This window comes from Plantactinospora sp. CA-290183, assembly GCF_050936375.1.
Taxonomy (GTDB): Bacteria; Actinomycetota; Actinomycetes; order Mycobacteriales; family Micromonosporaceae; genus Plantactinospora.
The window spans coordinates 43,469-65,072 of the sequence record NZ_JBNJMX010000009.1; the positions used below are offsets into that span (position 1 = coordinate 43,469).

Annotated in this window: 21 protein-coding genes; 10 read left to right on the forward strand and 11 right to left on the reverse strand. The window is 71.7% G+C overall.

Annotated elements, in window-relative coordinates; genetic code table 11:
* Window positions 1–111 precede the first annotated feature (111 nt).
* The 4 genes from ACQEUR_RS16680 (at window position 112) to ACQEUR_RS16695 (ending at window position 6,256) form a co-directional block, all read left to right on the forward strand.
* Window positions 112–1,050 (forward strand): ATP-binding cassette domain-containing protein, encoded by a 939-nt coding sequence (locus tag ACQEUR_RS16680; protein ID WP_433031506.1) that lies wholly within the window; start codon window positions 112–114, stop codon window positions 1,048–1,050.
* Entirely contained in the window at window positions 1,047–1,874 is an 828-nt protein-coding gene (locus ACQEUR_RS16685) for an ABC transporter permease (RefSeq protein WP_433031509.1), read from the forward strand. Before ACQEUR_RS16680 ends, ACQEUR_RS16685 begins: the two co-directional genes overlap by 4 nt.
* Before the next feature lie 242 nt (window positions 1,875–2,116).
* Window positions 2,117–5,956 (forward strand): multifunctional oxoglutarate decarboxylase/oxoglutarate dehydrogenase thiamine pyrophosphate-binding subunit/dihydrolipoyllysine-residue succinyltransferase subunit, encoded by a 3,840-nt coding sequence (locus ACQEUR_RS16690; RefSeq protein WP_433031512.1) that lies wholly within the window; start codon window positions 2,117–2,119, stop codon window positions 5,954–5,956.
* A gap of 120 nt (window positions 5,957–6,076) precedes the next feature.
* The gene (locus ACQEUR_RS16695; RefSeq protein ID WP_433031515.1) at window positions 6,077–6,256 is read left to right on the forward strand and encodes a DUF6104 family protein; all 180 of its coding nucleotides are present in this window, start codon (window positions 6,077–6,079) and stop codon (window positions 6,254–6,256) included.
* A gap of 31 nt (window positions 6,257–6,287) precedes the next feature.
* On the opposite strand, the gene ACQEUR_RS16700 is transcribed toward ACQEUR_RS16695, so the two are convergent.
* On the reverse strand, window positions 6,288–6,458 hold the full coding sequence (locus ACQEUR_RS16700; protein WP_433031518.1) for a hypothetical protein: 171 nt from the start codon (window positions 6,456–6,458) through the stop codon (window positions 6,288–6,290).
* Window positions 6,459–6,597: 139 nt separating this feature from the next.
* Here ACQEUR_RS16700 and ACQEUR_RS16705 point away from each other — a divergent pair, with 139 nt between their 5' ends.
* Entirely contained in the window at window positions 6,598–7,590 is a 993-nt protein-coding gene (locus tag ACQEUR_RS16705) for an alpha/beta hydrolase family protein (protein ID WP_433031521.1), read from the forward strand.
* Between the two features lie 73 nt (window positions 7,591–7,663).
* The gene (locus ACQEUR_RS16710) at window positions 7,664–8,644 is read left to right on the forward strand and encodes an alpha/beta hydrolase family protein (protein WP_433031524.1); all 981 of its coding nucleotides are present in this window, start codon (window positions 7,664–7,666) and stop codon (window positions 8,642–8,644) included.
* A gap of 93 nt (window positions 8,645–8,737) precedes the next feature.
* On the opposite strand, the gene ACQEUR_RS16715 is transcribed toward ACQEUR_RS16710, so the two are convergent.
* From ACQEUR_RS16715 to ACQEUR_RS16730, 4 genes are all read right to left on the reverse strand, one after another.
* Window positions 8,738–9,997: a hypothetical protein gene (locus ACQEUR_RS16715; protein ID WP_433031527.1), complete on the reverse strand. Its 1,260-nt coding sequence runs from the start codon at window positions 9,995–9,997 to the stop codon at window positions 8,738–8,740.
* Between the two features lie 371 nt (window positions 9,998–10,368).
* A complete protein-coding gene (locus ACQEUR_RS16720; RefSeq protein WP_433031530.1) occupies window positions 10,369–11,322 on the reverse strand; it encodes a zinc-binding dehydrogenase in 954 nt (317 codons plus the stop codon).
* Between the two features lie 53 nt (window positions 11,323–11,375).
* The gene (locus tag ACQEUR_RS16725) at window positions 11,376–12,557 is read right to left on the reverse strand and encodes an NAD(P)-dependent malic enzyme (protein ID WP_433031533.1); all 1,182 of its coding nucleotides are present in this window, start codon (window positions 12,555–12,557) and stop codon (window positions 11,376–11,378) included.
* Between the two features lie 175 nt (window positions 12,558–12,732).
* Complete coding sequence (locus ACQEUR_RS16730) at window positions 12,733–13,104, reverse strand: S24/S26 family peptidase (RefSeq protein WP_433031536.1); 372 nt, start codon at window positions 13,102–13,104, stop codon at window positions 12,733–12,735.
* An 81-nt stretch (window positions 13,105–13,185) separates the two neighbouring features.
* Here ACQEUR_RS16730 and sodN point away from each other — a divergent pair, with 81 nt between their 5' ends.
* Together sodN and ACQEUR_RS16740 are read left to right on the forward strand one after the other, a co-directional pair.
* On the forward strand, window positions 13,186–13,593 hold the full coding sequence (gene sodN / locus ACQEUR_RS16735; RefSeq protein WP_433031539.1) for a superoxide dismutase, Ni: 408 nt from the start codon (window positions 13,186–13,188) through the stop codon (window positions 13,591–13,593).
* 195 nt (window positions 13,594–13,788) lie between these two features.
* A complete protein-coding gene (locus ACQEUR_RS16740; RefSeq protein ID WP_433031542.1) occupies window positions 13,789–14,193 on the forward strand; it encodes an anti-sigma regulatory factor in 405 nt (134 codons plus the stop codon).
* Here the strand turns inward: ACQEUR_RS16740 and ACQEUR_RS16745 are convergent.
* Complete coding sequence (locus tag ACQEUR_RS16745; protein ID WP_433031545.1) at window positions 14,190–15,188, reverse strand: IS481 family transposase; 999 nt, start codon at window positions 15,186–15,188, stop codon at window positions 14,190–14,192. The genes ACQEUR_RS16740 and ACQEUR_RS16745 overlap by 4 nt on opposite strands.
* Window positions 15,189–15,353: 165 nt before the next feature.
* The gene (locus ACQEUR_RS16750) at window positions 15,354–15,752 is read right to left on the reverse strand and encodes a hypothetical protein (RefSeq protein ID WP_433031548.1); all 399 of its coding nucleotides are present in this window, start codon (window positions 15,750–15,752) and stop codon (window positions 15,354–15,356) included.
* Between the two features lie 42 nt (window positions 15,753–15,794).
* On the opposite strand from ACQEUR_RS16750, the gene ACQEUR_RS16755 reads away from it, so the two are divergent.
* Together ACQEUR_RS16755 and ACQEUR_RS16760 are read left to right on the forward strand one after the other, a co-directional pair.
* Complete coding sequence (locus tag ACQEUR_RS16755) at window positions 15,795–16,745, forward strand: diacylglycerol/lipid kinase family protein (RefSeq protein ID WP_433031550.1); 951 nt, start codon at window positions 15,795–15,797, stop codon at window positions 16,743–16,745.
* 422 nt (window positions 16,746–17,167) lie between these two features.
* Window positions 17,168–17,425 (forward strand): WhiB family transcriptional regulator, encoded by a 258-nt coding sequence (locus ACQEUR_RS16760; RefSeq protein ID WP_130464821.1) that lies wholly within the window; start codon window positions 17,168–17,170, stop codon window positions 17,423–17,425.
* A 434-nt stretch (window positions 17,426–17,859) separates the two neighbouring features.
* Here the strand turns inward: ACQEUR_RS16760 and ACQEUR_RS16765 are convergent, their stop codons facing one another.
* Genes ACQEUR_RS16765 through ACQEUR_RS16780 form a run of 4 tightly spaced genes read right to left on the reverse strand, consistent with a single transcriptional unit; the run spans window position 17,860 to window position 21,332 of the window.
* Window positions 17,860–18,642, reverse strand: a complete 783-nt coding sequence (locus tag ACQEUR_RS16765; RefSeq protein ID WP_433031553.1) for a sirohydrochlorin chelatase — start codon at window positions 18,640–18,642, stop codon at window positions 17,860–17,862.
* The gene (locus tag ACQEUR_RS16770) at window positions 18,624–19,385 is read right to left on the reverse strand and encodes a phosphoadenylyl-sulfate reductase (protein WP_433031556.1); all 762 of its coding nucleotides are present in this window, start codon (window positions 19,383–19,385) and stop codon (window positions 18,624–18,626) included. Before ACQEUR_RS16770 ends, ACQEUR_RS16765 begins: the two co-directional genes overlap by 19 nt.
* A 52-nt stretch (window positions 19,386–19,437) precedes the next feature.
* Window positions 19,438–19,599 (reverse strand): hypothetical protein, encoded by a 162-nt coding sequence (locus tag ACQEUR_RS16775; protein WP_433031558.1) that lies wholly within the window; start codon window positions 19,597–19,599, stop codon window positions 19,438–19,440.
* On the reverse strand, window positions 19,596–21,332 hold the full coding sequence (locus ACQEUR_RS16780; RefSeq protein WP_433031561.1) for a nitrite/sulfite reductase: 1,737 nt from the start codon (window positions 21,330–21,332) through the stop codon (window positions 19,596–19,598). Before ACQEUR_RS16780 ends, ACQEUR_RS16775 begins: the two co-directional genes overlap by 4 nt.
* Window positions 21,333–21,604: the final 272 nt, after the last annotated feature.

The window sequence follows — 21,604 nt, forward strand, 5'->3', positions numbered from 1 at the left end:
CCCGGGGATGACGGTCGACTCCGCAATGATCCCGATTGACCTGGCGACACCCAGCATCGACGCTGTGTAACGGCGCGACCGGGACGGTGGCGTCGACACGGAGGGAGAAAGATGTCCGACGGGCGACCGAGCCCCGCCACGGTGGCCGGCCAGATCGTGGTCACCGGCCTGACGAAGCAATACCGCAATGTCCGAGCGGTGGACGACCTGTCGTTCGCCGTGCAGCCGGGGCGGGTGACCGGCTTCCTGGGGCCGAACGGCGCCGGTAAGACCACCACCCTGCGCATGCTGCTCAACCTGGTCACCCCCACGGCCGGGCGGGCGACGATCGGCGGCCAGCGGTACGCCGACCTCGCCGAGCCGCTCCGGCACGTCGGCGCGGTGCTGGAGGCGTCGAGCGCGCACAAGGGCCGCACCGGGGTCAACCATCTCCGGGTGATCTGCGCGGCGGCCGGCCTGCCGGCGCGGCGGGCCGACGAGGTGCTCGCCCTGGTCGGGCTCACCCCCGCCGCCAAGCGGAAGTTCAAGGGCTACTCGCTCGGCATGCGGCAGCGGCTCGGCATCGCCGCCGCCATGCTCGGCGACCCGAAGGTGCTGGTGCTGGACGAGCCGGCGAACGGCCTCGACCCGGAGGGCATCCGCTGGATGCGCGGGTTCCTCAAGGGCCTCGCGGCGGAGGGCCGGACGGTGCTGGTCTCCAGCCACCTCCTCTCCGAGATGCAGTTGCTCGCCGACGACGTGGTGATCATCGCGGCCGGCAGGCTGATCCGGCAGGGCCCGGTCGACACGGTCATCGGATCGATGGCACACGGCGGGCGGGTCCGGGTACGCACCCCGCAGGCCGAGGAGCTGGCGACCGCGCTGGCCCAGCAGAACGCCGAGGTACGGCGCGATGAGGACGGGCTGCTGCTCGTCGACGGGGTGGACGCCCCGACGGTCGGCCGGACCGCGCTGAACGCCAAGGTCGAGTTGCACGAGCTGACCACCGAACGCCCCGACCTGGAAGGGGTCTTCCTCGAACTCACGGCCGGGAAGGCGGATATCCGATGAAGCTGATCCGGTCCGAGCTCCTCAAGATCCGTACCACGAACACCTGGTGGATCTTCGCGCTCATCTCGCTGCCACTCTGGGCGATCACCCTGCTGTTCAACTACTTCCAGTCGCAGGTGCTGCTCGACCCGGGCAGCGTCGGTGTGCCCGCGGAGCAGCAGGACGCGCAGTTCCAGGCGGTCGCCGACCCGATCAACGTCGCCGCGAACCTCTACACCAACGGGCAGTTCCTCGGCGTACTGATCGTCATGCTGCTCGGCGTGATCGTGGTGACCAACGAGTTCTTCCACCAGACCGCGACCACGACGTTCCTCACCACGCCGCACCGGACGGCCGTGGTGCTCGGGAAGCTGGCCGCCGCCGCGATCCTCGGCCTGATCTTCTGGGCGGTGACCACCGTGCTCAACCTGGTGTTCACCCCGCTCATCCTGAACGGCCTGGGCGTCTCCAGCCATCTCGACCAGGGCGCGGTGTGGCAGGCGATCGGGCTGAACGGGTTGGCCTACCTGCTCTGGGCGATCTTCGGGATCGGCTTCGGCGTGCTGATCCGCAGCCAGATCGGCGCCACCGTGACCGCGATCCTGACCTACCTCGCCGGCTACATCGGGGCGATCATCTTCCTCGGTACCCTCGCCGGCCAGTGGGGTGACTGGATCAACAACCTCCAGCTCGTCGTTCCCGCGCTGGCGTCCCAGTTGATGACGACCGGCACCGACCTGCCCGGCAACCCGCCCCGTTGGGCCGGCGCCGCGGTGATGATCGGGTACGCGTTGGTGACGGGGACCATCGGCACGTTGATCATGCGCAGGCGGGACATCTCCTGACGCACCGACCGGTGGGGGCGGGCCACGGCCGGCCACCCCCACCGGCCGGCCGGCGCAGGGCCGGTTCGCCGCACCGAGCGGCAGAAGGGCCCATACGTTGTGAAACGCGACACGGGTCCGATGCGACAATGCTGACTGTTAACGTACGGCGTAGCCTTGGGATCGTCCTTCGTCGCAGCCCCGGAAACGGGCCGCAGGACCCGCGTGAAACACAACCCGCGTGAAAGAGGCGATTACCGGCCGTGTCGACCCAGCAGACTTCGCAGGACAATCCATTGGCGGGTTTCGGCCCCAATGAGTGGATCGTCGAGGAGATGTACCAGCGCTACCTCGCCGACCCCACCAGCGTCGATCCGGCCTGGCACGACTTCTTCGCGGACTACCGTCCGGCCGCCGGGTCAGCCGGTGCGGACGGCTCCGGCGCGGCCACCGACACGCAGGGAGAGCAGAGCGCGGACGCGCACACCTCGACCGCCAGCGCGCCGGCCACCCCGGCCGGGCCGCCCGCGACCGAGGGCGCGAAGCCGGCGACGGCGTCCGCCCCGGCCGGCCAGCCCCCGGCCAAGGCACCGGCCCGGGCGAAGCCGGCGGCCCCGGCGACGCCGGACGGTGCCACCGCCAAGGCCGCCACCACCCGGAGCGCGCCGGCCAAGGCCGCCCCCGCCGCCAAGACCGCCGCCCCCGCCAAGGCCACCCCCGCGGGCGGTGCCGACGGCGGCGGGCAGACCACCCCGCTGCGCGGTGTGGCGGCGCGGATCGTGCAGAACATGGACGCCTCGCTGGCGGTGCCGACCGCGACCAGCGTCCGGGCCGTCCCGGCGAAGCTGCTGGTGGACAACCGCATCGTGATCAACAACCACCTGACCCGGGGTCGTGGTGGCAAGGTCAGCTTCACACACCTGATCGGGTACGCGCTGGTCAAGGCGCTCGCCGAGCGTCCGGAGATGAACAGCTCCTTCACCGAGGTCGACGGCAAGCCGGCGGTGGTGAAGCCCGAGCACGTCAACCTGGGCATCGCGATCGACCTGGCCAAGCCGGACGGCTCGCGCACCCTGGTGGTGCCGTCGATCAAATCCTGCGAGCAGATGGACTTCCGTCAGTTCTGGCAGGCGTACGAGGACGTGGTCCGGCGCGCCCGGCGCAACGAGCTGACCATGGAGGACTACGGCGGCACGACGATCTCGCTGACCAACCCGGGCGGCATCGGCACCGTGCACTCCCAGCCCCGGCTGATGGTCGGGCAGGGCACGATCATCGGTGTCGGCGCGATGGAGTACCCGGCGCCGTACCAGGGGATGTCCGAGGAGACCCTGGCGGAGCTGGCGGTCAGCAAGATCATCACGCTGACCAGCACGTACGACCACCGGATCATCCAGGGCGCCCAGTCCGGCGAGTTCCTCAAGGCCGTGCACGAGCTGGTGCTCGGCGAGCGCGGCTTCTACGACGAGATCTTCACCGCGCTGCGCATCCCCTACGAGCCGGTGCGCTGGATGCGCGACGTGGCGGTCAGCTCCGAGGGGCAGATCAACAAGACCGCCCGGGTCATCGAGATCATCCACGCCTACCGGGTGCGCGGTCACCTGATGGCCGACACCGACCCGCTCGAGTTCAAGATCCGCAAGCACCCGGACCTGGACGTCCTCCAGCACGGGCTGACCCTCTGGGACCTGGACCGCACCTTCCCGGTCGGCGGCTTCGCCGGCAAGCAGAAGATGAAGCTGCGCGAGGTCCTCGGGGTGCTGCGCGACTCGTACTGCCGCCGGGTCGGCATCGAGTACATGCACATCCAGGACCCGGAGGAGCGGCGCTGGATCCAGGAGCGGATCGAGCGCAAGTACGAGAAGCCGGCGCCGGACGAGCAGAAGCACGTCCTCAACCGGCTCAACGCCGCCGAGGCGTTCGAGACCTTCCTGCAGACCAAGTACGTCGGCCAGAAGCGGTTCTCGCTGGAGGGCGGGGAGTCGGCGATCCCACTGCTCGGTGAGGTGCTGGAGTGCGCCGCCGAGAGCGACCTGGACGAGGTCGTGATCGGCATGGCCCACCGGGGCCGGCTGAACGTGCTGGCCAACATCGTCGGCAAGCCGTACGAGAAGATCTTCTCCGAGTTCGAGGGGCACCTCGACCCGCGCTCCACCCAGGGCTCCGGCGACGTGAAGTACCACCTCGGCCAGGCCGGCAAGTTCACCACCCCGGACGGCGAGCACTCGATCAAGGTGTCGGTGACCGCCAACCCGTCCCACCTGGAGGCGGTGGATCCGGTACTGGAGGGCATCGTCCGGGCCAAGCAGGACCGCATCGACCTCAAGCTGGAGGGCTACACGGTGCTGCCGGTGGCCGTGCACGGCGACGCCGCGTTCGCCGGGCAGGGTGTGGTGGCCGAGACCCTCAACCTCTCCCAGCTGCGCGGATACCGCACCGGCGGCACGGTGCACGTGGTGGTCAACAACCAGGTCGGCTTCACCACGGCACCGGAGTACTCGCGCTCCAGCCTCTACAGCACCGACGTCGCCCGGATGATCCAGGCGCCGATCTTCCACGTCAACGGGGACGACCCGGAGGCCGTGGTCCGGGTGGCCCGGCTGGCCTTCGAGTACCGGCAGGCGTTCAACAAGGACGTCGTGATCGACATGGTCTGCTACCGGCGCCGGGGGCACAACGAGGGCGACGACCCGTCGATGTCCAACCCGCAGATGTACAAGATCATCGACTCGAAGCGGTCCGTCCGGAAGCTCTACACCGAGGAACTGATCGGGCGCGGCGACATCACGCTGGAGGACGCCGAGGAGCTGCTGCGCGACTTCCAGGCCCAACTGGAGCGGGTCTTCAAGGCGACCCGGGACGCCGCGTCCTCGCCCCGCCAGCCGGCCCGGCCACGGCGGCAGGCGGAGCCGGAGCCGCCGGTCGAGACCGCCACCGAGGCGTCGGTGGTCCGCGCCGTCGGCCAGGCCCACGTCACGCTGCCGGAGGGCTTCACCCCGCACAAGCGCATCCAGCAACTGCTCGACCGGCGGGCCAAGATGGCCGAGTCGGGCAACATCGACTGGGGCTTCGGCGAGATCATCGCCTTCGGCTCGCTGCTGAACGACGGAGTCACCGTGCGGCTCGCCGGGCAGGACTCCCGGCGCGGCACCTTCGTACAGCGGCACGCCGTCATCGTGGACTCGCGCACCGGCTCCGAGCACCTGCCGGTCTCCGCACTGGCCAACGACCGGTCCCGGTTCTTCGTGCACGACTCCCTGCTCAGCGAGTACGCCGCGATGGGCTTCGAGTACGGCTACTCGGTGGAGAACACCGAGGCGCTGGTGCTCTGGGAGGCCCAGTTCGGCGACTTCGCCAACGGCGCGCAGACCGTGGTGGACGAGTTCATCTCCTCCGGCGAGGTCAAGTGGGCCCAGCAGTCCGCGGTGACCCTGCTGCTGCCGCACGGACACGAGGGCCAGGGCCCCGACCACACCTCGGGGCGGCCGGAGCGGTTCCTCCAGCTCTGCGCCGAGGACAACATGCGCGTCGCGATGCCGACCACCCCGGCCAGCTACTTCCACCTGCTGCGCCGGCAGGCGCTGTCGCCGAAGCGCAAGCCGCTGGTGGTCTTCACCCCGAAGTCCCTGCTGCGGCACAAGCTCTGCGTGTCGAACGTCGAGGACTTCACCACCGGCACCTTCCAGCCGGTCCTCCCCGACGGTGCCGGTACGGCCGGGGTCACCGCCCCGGCACCGGAGGCGGTCAAGCGGGTCCTGCTCTGCACCGGCAAGGTCTACTACGACCTGGTGCAGGCGCGGGCGGAGCGCACCATCACCGACACCGCGATCGTCCGGATGGAGCAGCTCTACCCGCTGCCGGTCGAGGAGGTCCGGGCCGCCCTCGCGCAGTACCCGAACGCGGAGGACTTCGCCTGGGTGCAGGAGGAGCCGGCCAACCAGGGCGCCTGGTCGTTCGTCGCGCTCAACCTGCTGGAGCACCTGGAGGGCGTACGGCTGCGCCGGATCTCCCGCCCGGCGGCCGCCGCCCCGGCGGTGGGCTCGGCCAAGATGCACGACGCCGAGCAGGCCGCGCTCGTCGAGGCCGCGCTGCCGCGCCCCTGACCGCCGTACCCGGCGCTGCGCGCCGCTGACCAACCACCCCGCTCGGCCGGGGACCCGCACCGGAGCTTCCGGCGGGCCCCGGCCGGCGGGGCGGTCGACCGACTCCGGAAGCGAGGCGTCGTGTACTTCACCGACCGAGGCATCGAGGAACTCGTCGAGCGCCGGGGCACCGAGACGGTGACCCTGGAGTGGCTCGGCGCGCGACTGCGGGACTTCGTCGACCTGAATCCCGAGTTCGAGACGCCGATCGAGCGGTTCGCCACCTGGCTGGCCCGGCTCGACGACGAGGACGACCTGTAGGGCCGGAGCGACCCGGCGGACCCGACCCGGGTCAGCCCAGGGCGAGCCAGCCGACCAGGACGACCAGCACGGCAGCGGCGACCGCGACGCCGACGATCAGCGGCAGCTTTGACGGCGGCTCGACGGCGGCCGGCTCGGTGGAGTGCGCGAAGGTGCGGAAGGCCTCGGTGTTCCCGCTGGGGTCACGGTGCGTGTCAGGCATGCCGGAGACCATACCGAACCGGTCGCGGGCCCGGTGGGGCCACCAAACGGCGGCGGATGCGACAAACCGTCCGGGTGGACGCCGTACGGGGACCGGAAAGCTGGTCTCCCCCGCGTTCCCGGCGTCTACCGTCGATTCTGTGCGCGCGAATCGACTGGTCGCGGGACTGAGCGTCCTGCTGCTCTCCGCGGTCGCGCTCACCGCCTGCGGGTGGGCGGTCGCCGCGCCGGCACCGGGACCACGGCTCGGGGCCGCGCCGGACCGGACGTACGCGGTCGGCGTGCGTACGCTCGAACTCGGTCGCGGCACCGCCCGCCCGCTGCCCGTCACCATCTGGTATCCGACCCTGCCCGAACCGTCGGCGGCCCCGGGCAGCGCCACGTCGACGCCCGCCCGGCGGCCCGGCGGGGGCACCGCCACCCGGATGCCCGGTCCCCGGCGCAACGCGGCGGTCGCGCCGGGCCGGTTCCCGATCGTGCTGTTCAGTCACGGTCTGCACAGCCTTCCCGACTGGCACGCCCAACTCACCATGCGCTGGGCCGCGGCCGGCTTCGTGGTGGCCGCCCCCGCCTACCCGCACACCCGGTCGAAGGCGCCCCGGTTCGACCGGGGCGACGTCCGGCACCAGCCCGGGGACGCCTGGCGGGTGATCCGGCACGTGAGCAGCCTCGACCGGCTGCCCGGTGACCGGTTCGCCGGCCACCTGGACGTGACCCGGGTGGGGGCGGCCGGCCACTCCGCCGGTGGCTTCACCACCGCCGGGCTCTTCACCTCCGGGCATTCCGAATGGCTCCGGAGCGGCATCGTGATCGCCGGAGGCGGGATGGCCGGTGCGTTCGCCGGGCCGCCCGCCGCGCTGCTCTTCGTGCACGGTGGCGCCGATGCCACCGTCTCGGCGTCGACCGGCCGGGAGGCGTACCGGCGGGTGCGCTGGCCGAAGGCCTTCCTGACGCTGACCGGTCAGGGGCACGGTGAGTACCTGACTCCGGGCCGGCCGGGTTTCGACCAGCTCGTGGCCGGTACGACCAACTTCTTCCGGTGGACGCTCTACGCCGACCCGGACGCCCGGCCGGCGATCCCGGCCGGAGTCCGGGCACCCGGCGTGACGGAGTTCGCCGACGCGCTCGGCTGATGATCGTGGCGATTCGCGAAGAAAGCCCGCACTGCGGGCCGGTGGGCCGACCGGGGCGGGCACAATCGACGGCATGCGCCGACGCCGTACCGCCGCCACCGCCCTCGCCGGCACCGCCCTCGCGATGACCCTCGCCGCCTGCACCGGCACCTCCGGCGGAGCCGACGACGGGGGGCCGGGACCCACCGCCGGCCCCACCACGGCCGCCCCGTCGGTGCCGGCGGTCGCCGGGGTGGCGCCGAGCCAGCGGTTCGCGGTCGGGGTCCGGGAGCTGAAGCTGGCGCGGGGCGGAAACCGGCCGCTGCCCACCACCGTCTGGTACCCGGCGACCGGCACCGCCGGTGACGCCCCGAAGCGGTCCGCCCGGGCGGCCGACGGCCGGTTTCCGGTGGTGGTGTTCAGCCACGGCCTGACCGCTCGGCCCGCCGACTACCGTCCGCTGCTGTTGCCGTGGGCCGCCGCGGGCTTCGTGGTGGTCGCGCCGGCCTACCCGCACACCAGCCGGGGGGCACCCAGCTACCAGGTGCTCGACGTCGTCAACCAGCCGGCCGACGCCTCGTACGTGCTCGACGAGGTGCTTCGGCTGGACACCCGGGACGGCGATCCGCTGCGCGGCCACCTCGACACCGACCGGGTCGCCGCGGCCGGGCACTCGGCGGGCGGGGTCACCACCATCGGCCTGTTCACCGTCGGCCGGGACGAACGGCTCGACGCCGGGATCGTGCTCGCCGGCACGGCGCTGGGTGTCGGCACCGCCTTCGGCGGCCCGGCCGCGCCCCAGCTCTTCGTGCACGGCCGGGCCGACAACGTGGTCTCGTACGCGGCCGGCAGGGCGGCGTACGACCGGGTGCCCTGGCCCAAGGCGATGCTGACGCTGCCGAAGGGCGACCACGTCGGCGCGCTGCTCGGCAACGATGACGGGGCCCTCGACGTGGTCACCGGCAGCACGGTCGAGTTCCTGCGCTGGACCCTCTACGGCGACCCGGCGGCCAAGCGTCGGCTCCCCGACCGGGCGGCCCGGGGCGGACTGGCCACCCTGGACGACCACCTCTGACCGACCACCCCTGACTGACCGCCCCTGACCGTCGCCGGTCTGCGCGGGGGCGGCCCGGCCGCTGGTCCCCGGCCGGGCCGCGCACGACCCCGGCTACCGCACCACCGGCCGGCGGTTGTCGGCGTAGACGTTCGTCGCCCGGTCCCAGTTGATCCCGTCCTGGGTGTGCCGGGCGATCACCCCGTACCGGTGGTCGCGGCCGAAGACGTTGCTGCGTACCCGGATGTTGCTGGCGTTGGTGTCCTCGCGCACCCCGATCGAGTAGTTCCCACCGTTGCAGTAGTTCTGCTCGAAGATCAGGTTCGACACGACCGGGCCGGTGGTCGAGCCGATCATCAGGCAGGCGTTGAACGGATCCCGGGTCCTCGGGTTGTACGCCTCCAGGGTGTTGCCCCGGACCACGATGTCGGACGCGCCGGTGGTCTGCAGGGCGTCGTTGTGCGAGCCGGGGCGGCGGGTCAGGTGGTGGACCCAGGAGTCCTCGATCACCACGTTGTCGCCCAGCCGGGGACCGTCGATGACGTTGCTGATGTCGACCCGGCGCAGGGTGTAGTCGCCGCAGCAGACCGCCGCGGAGTTCCGGCCCCCTCCGTTGATCTCGACGTCCTCCACCAGCAGGTTACGGGCGCTGTCCTCGGTACGGATCGAGTAGAGCCCGGCGCAGGTGATCCGGGACTTGCGCAGTACCACGTTCCTGGCCCGGACGGTGACGCAGCCAGTGATGTCGAGGCCGCTGAGCACCTGGCCGTCCTGCCGGACCGTGATGGAGCCGGAGGCCACCAGGGCGGTCCCCGCCGGCACCCCGGTGTCGTCGGCGCCGGGGAAGGAGGTCGGCACCCGGGGCGCCGCGCCGGTCCCGCTCGGCGTCGGCCGGGGCCGGGCCGCCGACGGGCTGGCGCTCGGCGTGGCGACGGGCGTCGGCGACGGTTCGGGCTCGGCCGGGGGCAGGGAGCCGGCCGCCACCGGTACGCCGTTCCAGGTCGAGTCGACAATGGTCGCCGGTGCCAGGGAGGAGTGCATGAACCCGTTCCGGCAGCCGGTGACGTGGACACCGCGCGCGGTGTAGTTGCCGAATACGAGTCCATTCGTCCGGGCCCGGGTGCATTGAATCTTGGTGTTCTCCACCAGGGTGCCGTCGAAACCGTCGAAGATGCGTACCGCATGGGCGCCGCCGTACCGGACGGTGGTATTCCTGATCGTGATGTTGTTGGCCTTGATGTGGACGTAGCCGTCAATCTCGCGACCGTCCAGCACGGTGCCGTCCCTGGTGATGGTCATCGAGCCGTCGCCGCTGCTGGCGACCGCGACGCCGATCCCCGCGACGATGATGGCCAGGGTGGCCGATCCGACCACGAGGGAACGCGGGGTACGCCAGCCACGACTCCGCGCCGGTGGTGGGGATGATGAATCAATTGGATCAGATTCACGCGCCGCTGAGAACTGGTTCAAGATCCGACTCCTTCGACCTACCCATCGTCCGCGATCAACGCAAGCGGATCGGGGAAGACTGTACCGCCCGTCCGCAGGGAATCGAGGGACGAAGGAATCGGGGCAAACTCCGTCTTTAGTTATCTTTAACTGCGACTGTGCCCAGACTTACCGGCGCATTTTCCGCGACTTATCCGGGCCTTCGACCCGCCTTCGTCGCGGCACCAACGTCCGGTTTTTCAAATGCTGCTACCGGGCGTGTTCGTCGTGTCGGCGTCGCGCCGCCGCACTCGCGGCTACGCCGTGTGGTCCAGCACGACCTTGCCGAAGACGTCCCCGGAGAGCAGCCGGGCGAACGCGTCCGGGGCCTGCTCGAACCCGTGGACCCCGTCCACCACCGGTCGCACTCCCCCGGTCTCGCAGAGCTCCAGCAGCTCCGCCAGCTCGCCCGGGGTACCCATGGTGGAGCCGAGGATCTCCAGCTGCATGGCGAAGACCCGGCGCAGGTTGACGCTGGGCTCGTACCCGGCGGTGGCGCCGCAGACCACGATCCGCGCGCCCGGCGCGGCCGACTTCAGCGAATGGTCGAAGGTCGCCTCGCCGACCGTCTCGATCACCACGTCCACCCGTTCCGGCAGCCGGGCGCCGGGGGGCAGCGCGGTGGCGCCCAGTTCGGCGACCCGCTCCCGCTTCCCCGGGTCGCGGCTGGTCGCGTACACCCGCTTGCCCAGCGCCAGGGCGAGCACCACCGCCGCCGTCGCGACCCCGCCGCCGGCCCCCTGCACCAGCACCGCCGAACCGTCCGCGACCCGCCCCTTCGTGGTGAGCATCCGGTACGCGGTCAGCCAGGCGGTCGGCAGGCAGGCCGCCTCGACGAAGGACAACGCGGCGGGCTTGGGCACCAGGTTGGCGCGGGGCACGGCGACGCGCTCGGCGAACGTGCCCTGGTAGTGCTCCGAGAGGATCGACATCCCCCGCGGATCGGCCGGGTCGGGCACGACCGGGTAGATCACCACGTCCCTGCCGTCCGGGTCGACCCCGGCGGCGTCGCAGCCGAGGATCATCGGCAGCCGGCCCGCGGGCAGCCCGACACCGCGCAACGACCAGATGTCGTGGTGGTTGAGCGAACTGGCCCTGACCTCCACGGTGACCCAGTCCGGATCCGGCGGGGTCGGTTCGGGTCGGTCGCCGAACGCCAGCGCGGCGAGGGGATCGTCGGCGTCGATCGTCGACGCGTACGCGGCACGCATGATCGAGACGTTACACGCCCGCCCCGGAAGCGGGCACCGCCCGCCGCCCTCGGTCAGGCGCGGGCGACGCCGTCCCGGCGGGCCGCCTCGGCCACCGCCTCGGCCACCGCCGGCGCCACCCGGGGATCGAGCGGAGACGGCATGATCGCGTCGGCCCGCAGGTGGCCGGCGCCCTCCCCGCCCTCGCCGGCAACGGCGGCGATGGCGTCGGCGGCGGCCACCTTCATGCCCTCGGTGATCCGCACCGCCCGCGCCGCCAGCGCGCCCTTGAACACGCCGGGGAAGGCGAGCACGTTGTTGATCTGGTTCGGATAGTCGCTGCGGCCGGTCGCGACCACCGCGGCGTACCGGGCGGCGATCTCGGGGTGCACCTCCGGCGTGGGGTTGGCCAGCGCGAAGATCGCGCCGCCCGGCGCCATGCCGGCGACGGCCTCCTCCGGGATCTCCCCGCCGGAGACGCCGATCAGCACGTCAGCCCCGCGCAACGCCTCGACGATGCCGCCGGTACGGCCGTCGCCGTTGGTCAGCTCGGCCAGCTCGGCCTTGGTCGGGGTCAGGTCCGGACGGCCCCGGTGGATGATCCCCCGGGAGTCGCAGACGACCACCTCGGCCGGGTCGACGCCGCCGGCAACCAGCATCTTGGTCACGGCGACGCCGGCCGCGCCCGCTCCGCTCACCGCCACCCGCAGGTCACCGAGCTTGCGGTTGAGCAGCGTGGCGGCGTTGCGCAGCGCGGCGAGCACCACGATGGCGGTGCCGTGCTGGTCGTCGTGGAAGACCGGGATCGGCAGCGCCTCGTCCAGCCGGCGCTCGATCTCGAAGCACCGCGGCGCGCTGATGTCCTCCAGGTTGATGCCGCCGAACGACGGGGCCAGCGCGGTCACCGCCGCGACGATCTCGTCCGCGTCCTGGGTGCCGAGACAGATCGGCACGGCGTCCACCCCGCCGAACTGCTTGAAGAGCACCGCCTTGCCCTCCATCACCGGCATCGCGGCGCGCGGGCCGATGTTGCCCAGCCCGAGCACGGCCGACCCGTCGGTGACCACCGCGACGGTGTGCGACACCCAGGTGTAGTCCTCGGCCAGCGCCGGCTCGGCGGCGATCGCCTCGCAGACCCGGGCGACACCGGGGGTGTAGGCCAACGAGAGGTCGTCGCGGGTGGTCAGCGGGATCGTCGCGGCGATCGCCATCTTGCCGCCACGGTGCCGGGCGAACGCCGGATCGGACTGATCCACGCCAGTCTGGTCGGAAGGGTCCACAACGGAGGACATGCGGTGACTCCAGGATGATCGAGCAGATGAGGCAGCCGGCTGGACGCGAGATCAGCGGTGGCCGGCGGCGGCGCGGGGGTCACCCGGGTTATGGACTACAGAGCATAGTGCGGTGCACGGCTCCCCCGGGTGTCGAGGGTCATACCGGTCGGTAATCGGAGCCGCGCCGCCGACCGAGCCAGCGGGGCCGGGGCCAGTAGCGCAGCACCACCCGACCGAGCACGTCGGCCACGCCGTACGCCCGCGAGTCGTCGGTGACCAGGTCGTTGTCGCCGCGTACCCACCAGCCGCCGTCGGCGGCGCGGACCACGCGCTTGACCACGACCAGCCCGGGGCGGGCCCGGAAGACGGCCACCACCACGTCACCCGGCCGGACGTCCCGGCCGCCGCGCCTGACCAGCAGCGCGTCACCGTGCCGCAGGGTCGGAGCCATCGACGGACCGACCACGAGTACGGCGAAGACCGGTCCCCGCAGCCGGGGCCCGGACCCGGGGTGTGGGGTGGACGTCAAGTTTCACCTCCGCCCCTTCGGGGACATACCGCAGGAGTAGTGTCGTGCTGGATCATCTCAGACTTGTCATGGAGGGTCCCTATGCGACTTTCGCGCATCTTCACGCCCCGTGTCGTCGCCAGCGCCCACTGCGACCTGCCGTGCGGCGTCTACGACCCGGCGCAGGCCCGGATCGAGGCCGAATCGATCAAGGCGATCGACGAGAAGTACCAGGCGAACAGCGACCCGGAGTTCCGCACCCGGGCGCTCATCATCAAGGAACAGCGCTCCGAGCTGGTCAAGCACCACCTCTGGGTGCTCTGGACCGACTACTTCAAGCCGCAGCACTTCGAGAAGTACCCCAACCTGCACCAGCTGTTCAACGAGGCCACCAAGCTGGCCGGCGGTGGCGGCGGCACCAAGGCCACCACCGACGCCTCCAAGGCCGACGAGCTGCTGCAGAAGATCGACGAGATCGCCAAGATCTTCTGGGAGACCAAGCAGGCCTGAGTTCCGCCGTCCCGCGCCGGGATCCACCTCTGGCGGTGTTGATGGCGGAGCCGCCGGTGCGAGCCGCCGGTACGACGCGATCGGCCGGCACGTCGCTGCGACGTGCCGGCCGTTGCCGCCATGGCGCGCCAGCTCGCCGCCGGGCCGCCGCGCGGGCGGGCCGGGTAGAGTCCGAGACGGGGGGGGAGACGCCGGGTGACTTCACTGAGCACAACGCCGACGGTCGACGACGATGTCGTCCTGCTCACCGTGCCCGCCGACGGCGGCTACCTGGGTGTGCTGCGGACCGCGACCGCCGGCCTGGCCGCCCGGTTGCACTTCGCACTGGACGAGATCGAGGACCTGCGCATCGCCGTCGACGAGGCCTGCGCGATGCTGCTGGCCGTCGCCACCCGGGACGCCGAGCTGGAGTGCCGGTTCGCGGTCACCGACGACGCGTTGACGGTGCAGGTCAGCCTCACCACCCTGCCGGGGTCCCGGCTGCCGGCCGAGTCGTCGTTCGCCTGGAAGGTGCTGACCGCACTGACCACCTCCGCCACGGCGGCCGCGAACGGCGACCGCGCGACCATCACGCTGCTCACCCGCCGGGCCGCCGGCTAGCTGTACTGCCCAGGGAGGTTGGTCAACCTGGTGATGGGCGGTTTGCCGCCGGTGGCGGTGTGGGGTCGGTGGTGATTGTAGTGATGGAGCCAGGCGGGTAGGGCTACGCGGCGGGCGTGCTCCGAGCTGTAGAAGCGTCGTAGTGCCCAGCCGTTGGTCATGGTGCGGTGAAACCGTTCCACCTTGCCGTTGGTCTGGGGCCGGTAGGGGCGGGTCTTCTTCGGCTTGATGCCAAGTTGGTGGCACGCGTCGCGCCAGGCGTGTGACTTGTAGGCCGAGCCGTTGTCGCTTAGGACGCGTTCGATGGTGACGCCGCGCTCGGTGAACCAGGCCACGGCGTTGCGTAGCACGTCGATCGCCGTGGCGGCGGTCTCGTTGTCGCGAATCTCGGCGTAGGCGACGCGGGAGTGATCGTCGACGACGGTGTGCACGAACGCCGTGCCGATGTTCGGTGCGTGGCGGGTGTTACGGACGCCGGTGCGCCGGGCGGTGGCTTGGCGGTGGCGCTCGCCCTGGGCGCGGCCGACGTATCGCCAGCCACCACCGTCGGGGACGTTGCCGTACTTCTTGACGTCGACGTGCAGCATCGCGCCGGGCCGGTCGTGTTCGTAGCGGCGGATCGGCTCGCCGGTGGCGCGGTCGATGTGTGACAGGCGGTTGATCCGGCAGCGGGTCAGCACGGCGTGCACGGTCGAGGCCGGCATCGCCAACTGGCCGGCGATCTGCACTGGTCCAAGCCGCTGTTTCCATCGCAGGTGCACGATCTTGCGCACCACCGGCTGGGCCGTCTTGGTCGGGCTGCGCTGAGGGCGTGAGGACCGATCCGTCATTGCGGCCGCACCATGCTCGGCATACCGCACGGCCCAGCGTTTCGCAGTCGGCCAGGACACGTCATAGCGTTCCGCGGCACGGGCGACCGACCAGCCCTCGTCCACGATCAGACGCGCCAGGCGAAGACGTGCGCGGGGAGTCAGAGCGGCGTTAGCGTGGGACACGAAGGCCTCCTGTTGGCGGAGCGGTTCCTAGACAGCTCCACTCCACAACCGGAGGCCTTCGTCATCACGTCTATCTACGTCGTGTCGTCACACAACCTCGACCAACGTGCCTGGTCAGTACAGCTAGCTAGCGCGCAGGCCGGCGACGTCGCGCGGCAGCGCGGGTCAGGCCCGCTCGGCGCCGAAACCGAGTGCCCGGTTGGTCGGGGTGCTCACCAGCAGGGCGCAGACCAGCAGACCGAGCGCCATCAGCGGCGCGCCCAGCCAGCCGAGCCCGCCCTGGATCATGTAGTAACCGACCGGCAGCAGCATGAGCTGCAACACCATCGCCGGGGCCCGGGCGGCGGCCCGACGGCGGTCGAGCGCCACCGCGAGCGCCCCGAGCGCGGCGGCTCCGGCCAGCGCGAACCCCGTGACGAAGACCCCGCCGAGCAGCCCGTCGTCGGCCGTCACGGTCTCGTAGACCAGGAAGACCGTCAACAGAGCCAGCGCCACGGCCTCGGCACGCAGCAACCACACCGCCCAGCGGAGCGGGCCGGGCCGGGGTTCCGGGTGGTTCGTCACGGCCGCCACGATACCTCGGCAGCTCGCGGTACAGTGCCGCCCATGCGGGCCATCCTGGTGGTCAACCCGAAGGCCACCACCACCACCGGTCGGAGCCGGGACGTGCTCGTCCGCGCGCTGCGCAGTGAGGTCGACCTCACCGTCGAGTACACCCGACGCCGCGGTCACGCCGTCGCGCTGGCCCGTACGGCCGCCCGCGAGGGGGTCGACGTGGTCGTCACGCTCGGCGGCGACGGCACGGTCAACGAGGTGGTCAACGGGTTGATGACCGCCGACCCGGCGGGCCCGGGCGCCGCCCGCACCCCGGCGGACCGGCTGCCGGCGCTCGCCACCGTGCCGGGTGGGTCGACCAACGTCTTCGCCCGTGCCGTGGGCCTGCCGAGCCAGTGGCCGGAGGCGGCCGGGGTGATCCTCGAAGGACTGCGCCTGCGGCGGTTCCGGACCATCGGGCTCGGGCTGGCCGACGACCGCTACTTCACCTTCTGCGCCGGCTTCGGCCTGGACGCGGCGGTCATCAACCGGGTCGAGCGGGCCCGGCGCAAGGGCCGGGTCTCCACCCCCGGTCTCTACCTGCGGTCGCTGATGAACGAGTACTTCCTCGCCACCGACCGCCGGCACCCGGCGATCAGCCTGGAACGGCCGGGCGAGACGGCCATACCCGAGCTGGGGACGGTGGTCATCCAGAACACGGCGCCCTGGACCTACCTCGGCGACCGGGAGATCAATCCCAACCCGAACGCCTCCTTCGACCTGGGCCTGGACGTCATGGCCCTGCGTCGGATGCGCGTGCCCGGGACGGTACGCGCCGTGACGCAGATCCTGTCCCGCCGGTCGTACCCGCACGGCAAGCAGGTGCTCCGGCTGCACGACATGCCCGAGTTCACGCTCGTCTCCCAGCACCCGGAGGCGTTCCAGTTGGACGGGGACTATCTCGGCGAGCGAAACAAGGTGCGATTCACATCCGTAACGGCCGCACTGAGAGTAATCTGCTGAGGCTGGGGTACAGCGCCGGTAGAGACCCCCGGACGACGGATGAGGGGCGGTGCCGGAAATGCCTGCAATGTCGGGCGGACTGTACTATATTGATTCACGGCTGTGGCGCACCGGGTGCCGACGAGGGCGGAAACCGGACAAACAGGTCGTGAGCCGGCTCACCCGCTCAGAGTTTTTCCGGGCGTTACCCTTGACATCGTGATGGTTCGTGAAAGTATTCACAAGCGAACTTGAGTTACCGGGACATTGCGTGGACACGCTCGCCGGAAGCGGCCGGTCCACCGCGCGTCCCACGAGCACAAAGCCTGCTCTCGCGCTGCCGGACCGACGGGGCGACAACCGTCGCGACCGGCACTGCGGACGCATATAGGAAAGATCGACGAAAGCACTGCCGCCCACCCAGAATGAGGAGTGTTGCCGCCATGGACTGGCGCCACCATGCTGCCTGCCGCGACGAAGACCCGGAGCTGTTCTTTCCGATCGGGACATCCGGTCCGGCAGTTCTGCAGGTCGAGCAGGCCAAGGCCGTCTGCCGGCGTTGCTCCGTGACCGACGAGTGCCTGCAGTGGGCTCTCGAGTCAGGTCAGGACGCCGGCGTCTGGGGCGGGATGAGCGAAGAAGAGCGGCGCGCCGTCAAGCGCCGTGGCGGCCTGCGGGTCCTCCGCGCTCACTCTGCCTGACCGACCGCAACATCACGGTAACGCCCCGGGGAACGGGTTCCCCGGGGCGTTCCGCTTTTTCGTGAAGCCGATCACCTGCTGCCTCGCCGGGACGGCCCCTCGGGGTTTCCGAGGGCGCCGCCCGCTGCCGTGCGCCGCCGCCCCACCCCATTACCGCGTCCCCGATTCGCCACTTCGCGGAGCCGGTTCACCTTTTCCGTCCCCCTCTTCCGACACCCTCGGCGAAACAGTCGGAACGCTGCGCTAAACAACGGATCGCGACCCGATCAACACAGTCGGTGTCGAGAGGCATCAATTCTCTACTCGGGATGACGATGCGTCTGCGGACGGTTGACACCACTGCGGCACCTAATGGCGCAGCGGGAACGATTCGGCGCCATCCGGCGCCGGCCTCCGGCCCGCACCGGGGGCCCGGCCGGTCCGCAGGGGGCCGGTCAGGGTGTTGGAACGCCGGTCAGGGCATCGTCCAGCCGGGCGAGGACCAGGCCGGCCAACTCCGCAGAGTCACCGAGCGGAGCGGCCAGCGCCACCGCACCGGCCTCCCGGGCGGACCTCATCGCGGTCTCGCAGAGCCGCCCCGGGGCCAGGAAGTAGGTCGCCACCGCGACCCGGCGAGCACCAGCCACCCGCAGCCGGGTGACCGCCTCCCCGGCGGTCGGCGGCGCCGCCGAGGCGTACCCGACCAGGGCCGGCACGTCCAGGGCGGCACCGAGCGCCTCGGCGGCCTCCTCGACGGTACGGCGCGCCGCGGCGTCCCGGGTCCCGGCCGCGGCCAGTACGACCGCGTCGACCTCGCCGTCACCGGCACCGCGCGAAGCCGCCTCGGCGAGCCGTCGACGGAGCCCGGCGAGAAGCAGCGGATGCACCTCGCCCCGGGCCGGCCCGAGCACCTCGGCCACCCGTACCGGCATGCGGAGCCCGGCCGCCTGAGCCGCGGCGATCGCCCCGGGGATGTCCACCCGGCCGTGATAGGCGGCGGTGAGCAGCAACGGCACCACGACCGCGTACGGGTGGCCCGCCGCAGCCAGCTCCGTCAGCACCTCGCCCGGCCGGGGCCCCCGGTGGTCGAGGTAGCTGGCCCGTACCGGCAGGCCGGGGCGGGCCGCCGCGACCGCCCGGCTCAGCGCCTCGGTCTCGACGGCGGCCCGGGGGTCCCGGCTGCCGTGGGCCACCAGGACCACCGGCGCCGGTCCAGCGGTCACACGTGCAGGCCGCACTCGGTCTTCTCGAACATCGCCCACCGGCCGGCCCTCGAATCCTCGCCCGCCTTCGTACGCCGGGTGCAGGGCCAGCAGCCGATCGAGGTGTAGCCCTGCCGGAACAGCTCGTTGACCGGGATGTTCCAGCGGGCGATGTACGCGTCCACGTCGGCCTGGCTCCAGGCCGCGATCGGGTTGACCTTGACCTTGCCCCGGCGCGGGTCGAAGCTCACGACCGGGGTGTTCGCCCGGGTCGGCGACTCGTCCCGGCGCAGCCCGGCCGCCCAGGCGTCGTAGTCGGCGAGCGCCCGCTCCAACGGCTCCACCTTGCGCAGCGCGCAGCACTCGTCCGGCGCGCGGGAGAAGAGCCGTGGCCCGTACTCGCCGTCCTGCTGGCCCACCGTCTGGCGCGGCCGGATGGACCGCACGTTCACCGGCATGGTGCGGGCCACCGTGTCGCGGACCCGGAGCGTCTCCGGGAAGTGCAGCCCGGTGTCGAGGAAGACGACGTCGACGCCGGGCGCCACCCGGGACACCACGTGCGCGAGTACGGCGTCCGCCATGGAGCTGGTGACGCAGAAGCGCCCGCCGAACTCCTGTGCCGCCCAGCGGGCGATCTCCTGGGCCGGCGCGCCCTCCAACTCCCGGCCGGCCGCCTCGGCCAGCGCCCGCAGCTCCGCCGGGTCCCGCCGGCCCGGCTCCGGCGACAGCTGCGGACCGAGCTTGACCAACCCCAGGCCGGCCCCGGCCACCGGACTCACCGGTGCCCCCCTTCGTTCGCGACTGCGGGGCTCGCAAGCTCACTCCTCGCGCTCACCGGGACACCGCCGAGGTGAGCAGTCCGGTGAACTTCACCGTGAAGACGCGGGCGCAGCTGTGGCACTCCCAGGCCCCGTGTGACTCGGCGTGCGGACGCAGGTCCTCGTCGCCGCAGTAGGGGCAGTACATGGGCGCGGCTCGGGTGTCCCCACTCATCGCAGTTCCTCCTCGTCGACTCGCACGACCCAGTTGGCGAAGCTCTCCTGCGCGGCCCGGCCGGCGAGGTAGCGGCGGGCCAGCCGCTCGACGTACTCCGGAAGCTCCTCCGCCGTCGTCTTGAGGCCCCGCAGCTTGCGGCCGAAACCGGCGCTCTGCCCCTCCGCCATGCCGAGGCCGCCGCCGAGGTGCACCTGGAAGCCCTCGACCTGGCGACCGTCGGGCCCGACCACGAGCTGGCCCTTCAGCCCGATGTCCGCGGTCTGGGTCCGGGCACAGGCGTTGGGGCAGCCGTTGATGTGGATGCTCAACCCCGCCTCGCCGAAGTCGGCGCCGCCGAGCCGCTGCTCCAGCCGGGCCACCAGCTCCTCGCCGCGCGCCTTGGTCTCGACGATGGCGAGCTTGCAGTATTCGAGGCCGGTGCAGGCCATCGTGCCGCGCCGCCACGCCGACGGGTGCGGCTCCAGGCCGATCCCACGCAGGGCCGTGACCAGCGATTCGGTCCGCTCCGGCGGGACGTCCAGGACCAGCAACTTCTGGTACGGCGTGAGCCGGACCCGGTCGCTGCCGTGCTCGGCCACCACATCGGCCAGTGCGCTGAGCTGGCTGCCGGAGACCCGGCCCACCACCGGCGCGGCCCCGACGAAGTTGCGCCCGTCCCGCTGCCGGTGCACCCCGATGTGGTCCACCGGCTTCTCCGGCAGCACCGGGGGCGGTCCGTCCAGCAGGCTCCGGCCGAGGTATTCCTTCTCCAGCACCTCGCGGAACTTCTCCAGGCCCCAGTCGGCGACCAGGAACTTGAGCCGGGCCCGGTGCCGCAGCCGGCGGTAGCCGTAGTCGCGGAAGATCCCCACCACTCCGGCCCAGACGTCGGGCACCTCGTCCAGCGGCACCCAGACGCCGAGCCGCTGGGCGAGCATCGGGTTGGTGCTCAGCCCGCCGCCGACCCATAGGTCGAAGCCGGGGCCGTAGTCCGGGTGTTCGACGCCGAGGAAGGAGATGTCGTTGACCTCGTACGGCGTGTCGACCAGCCAGGAGATCGAGGTCTTGAACTTGCGGGGCAGGTTGGAGTAGGCCGGGTCGCCGACGTAGCGGCGGACGATCTCGTCGATCGCCGGGCTGGGGTCGAGCTGCTCCGCCTCGGCCACCCCGGCGACCGGGCTGCCCAGCACCACCCGGGGGCAGTCGCCGCACGCCTCGGTGGTCTCCAGGCCGACCGCCTCCAGCCGGCGCCAGATCTCCGGCATGTCCTCGACCCGGATCCAGTGCAGCTGGATGTTCTGCCGGTCGGTGATGTCGGCGGTGTCCCGGGCGAACTCTCGGGAGATGTCGGCGACGACGCGCAGCTGCGCCAGGCTGAGCTGGCCGCCGTCGATCCGCACCCGCAGCATGAAGTATTCGTCTTCGAGCTCGTGCGGCTCCAGCACCGCGGTGCGACCGCCGTCGATCCCGGCCTTGCGCTGTGTGTAGAGCCCCCACCAGCGGAACCGGCCGCGCAGGTCGGCGGGGTCGATCGAGGCGAAGCCGCCGTGCGCGTAGATGTTCTCGATCCGGGCGCGTACGTTGAGCGGGTTGTCGTCCTTCTTGGTCCGCTCGTTGGCGTTGAGCGGCTCGCGGTGACCGAGCGCCCACTGCCCTTCGCCCCGGGGCCTGCGGGCCGACCGGACCGGCCGTACGGTGCCGCCCGCCGGGTCGCTCGTGGCGCCGGGTCGGGGGGTACTGCTGACGGCCATCGCGGCGTCCTCCGTTGTCTGGTGGCGGGGTGGACGCGCGGACGACGGCGCCCCGTCAGTGGGGCCGCAGACGACTGGGTCGGCTGAGCCGGCGCGGTGCGCGCCCGGGACGGACTGGTCCAGGCGGCGTCAGTGGGCCGGACAGATCGCGCTGCGCACGCGGCCGTAGTCGACGTGGCGACGGGAGGTGAGTCCCGGCCTCGCGAACTGGCGCACGGCGGCGGTCATACCCGTCATGCTGCCACATCGGGTTGACCGGGACCACCGCCGCG

Coding starts and splice junctions, on each gene's coding strand:
- ACQEUR_RS16680 (WP_433031506.1), top strand. CDS start 112: ATGTCCGACGGGCGACCGAGCCCCGCCACGGTGGCCGGCCAGATCGTG.
- ACQEUR_RS16685 (WP_433031509.1), top strand. CDS start 1,047: ATGAAGCTGATCCGGTCCGAGCTCCTCAAGATCCGTACCACGAACACC.
- ACQEUR_RS16700 (WP_433031518.1), bottom strand. CDS start 6,458: ATGCCTGACACGCACCGTGACCCCAGCGGGAACACCGAGGCCTTCCGC.
- ACQEUR_RS16710 (WP_433031524.1), top strand. CDS start 7,664: ATGCGCCGACGCCGTACCGCCGCCACCGCCCTCGCCGGCACCGCCCTC.
- ACQEUR_RS16720 (WP_433031530.1), bottom strand. CDS start 11,322: ATGCGTGCCGCGTACGCGTCGACGATCGACGCCGACGATCCCCTCGCC.
- sodN (WP_433031539.1), top strand. CDS start 13,186: ATGCGACTTTCGCGCATCTTCACGCCCCGTGTCGTCGCCAGCGCCCAC.
- ACQEUR_RS16755 (WP_433031550.1), top strand. CDS start 15,795: ATGCGGGCCATCCTGGTGGTCAACCCGAAGGCCACCACCACCACCGGT.
- ACQEUR_RS16760 (WP_130464821.1), top strand. CDS start 17,168: ATGGACTGGCGCCACCATGCTGCCTGCCGCGACGAAGACCCGGAGCTG.
- ACQEUR_RS16775 (WP_433031558.1), bottom strand. CDS start 19,599: ATGAGTGGGGACACCCGAGCCGCGCCCATGTACTGCCCCTACTGCGGC.
- ACQEUR_RS16780 (WP_433031561.1), bottom strand. CDS start 21,332: ATGGCCGTCAGCAGTACCCCCCGACCCGGCGCCACGAGCGACCCGGCG.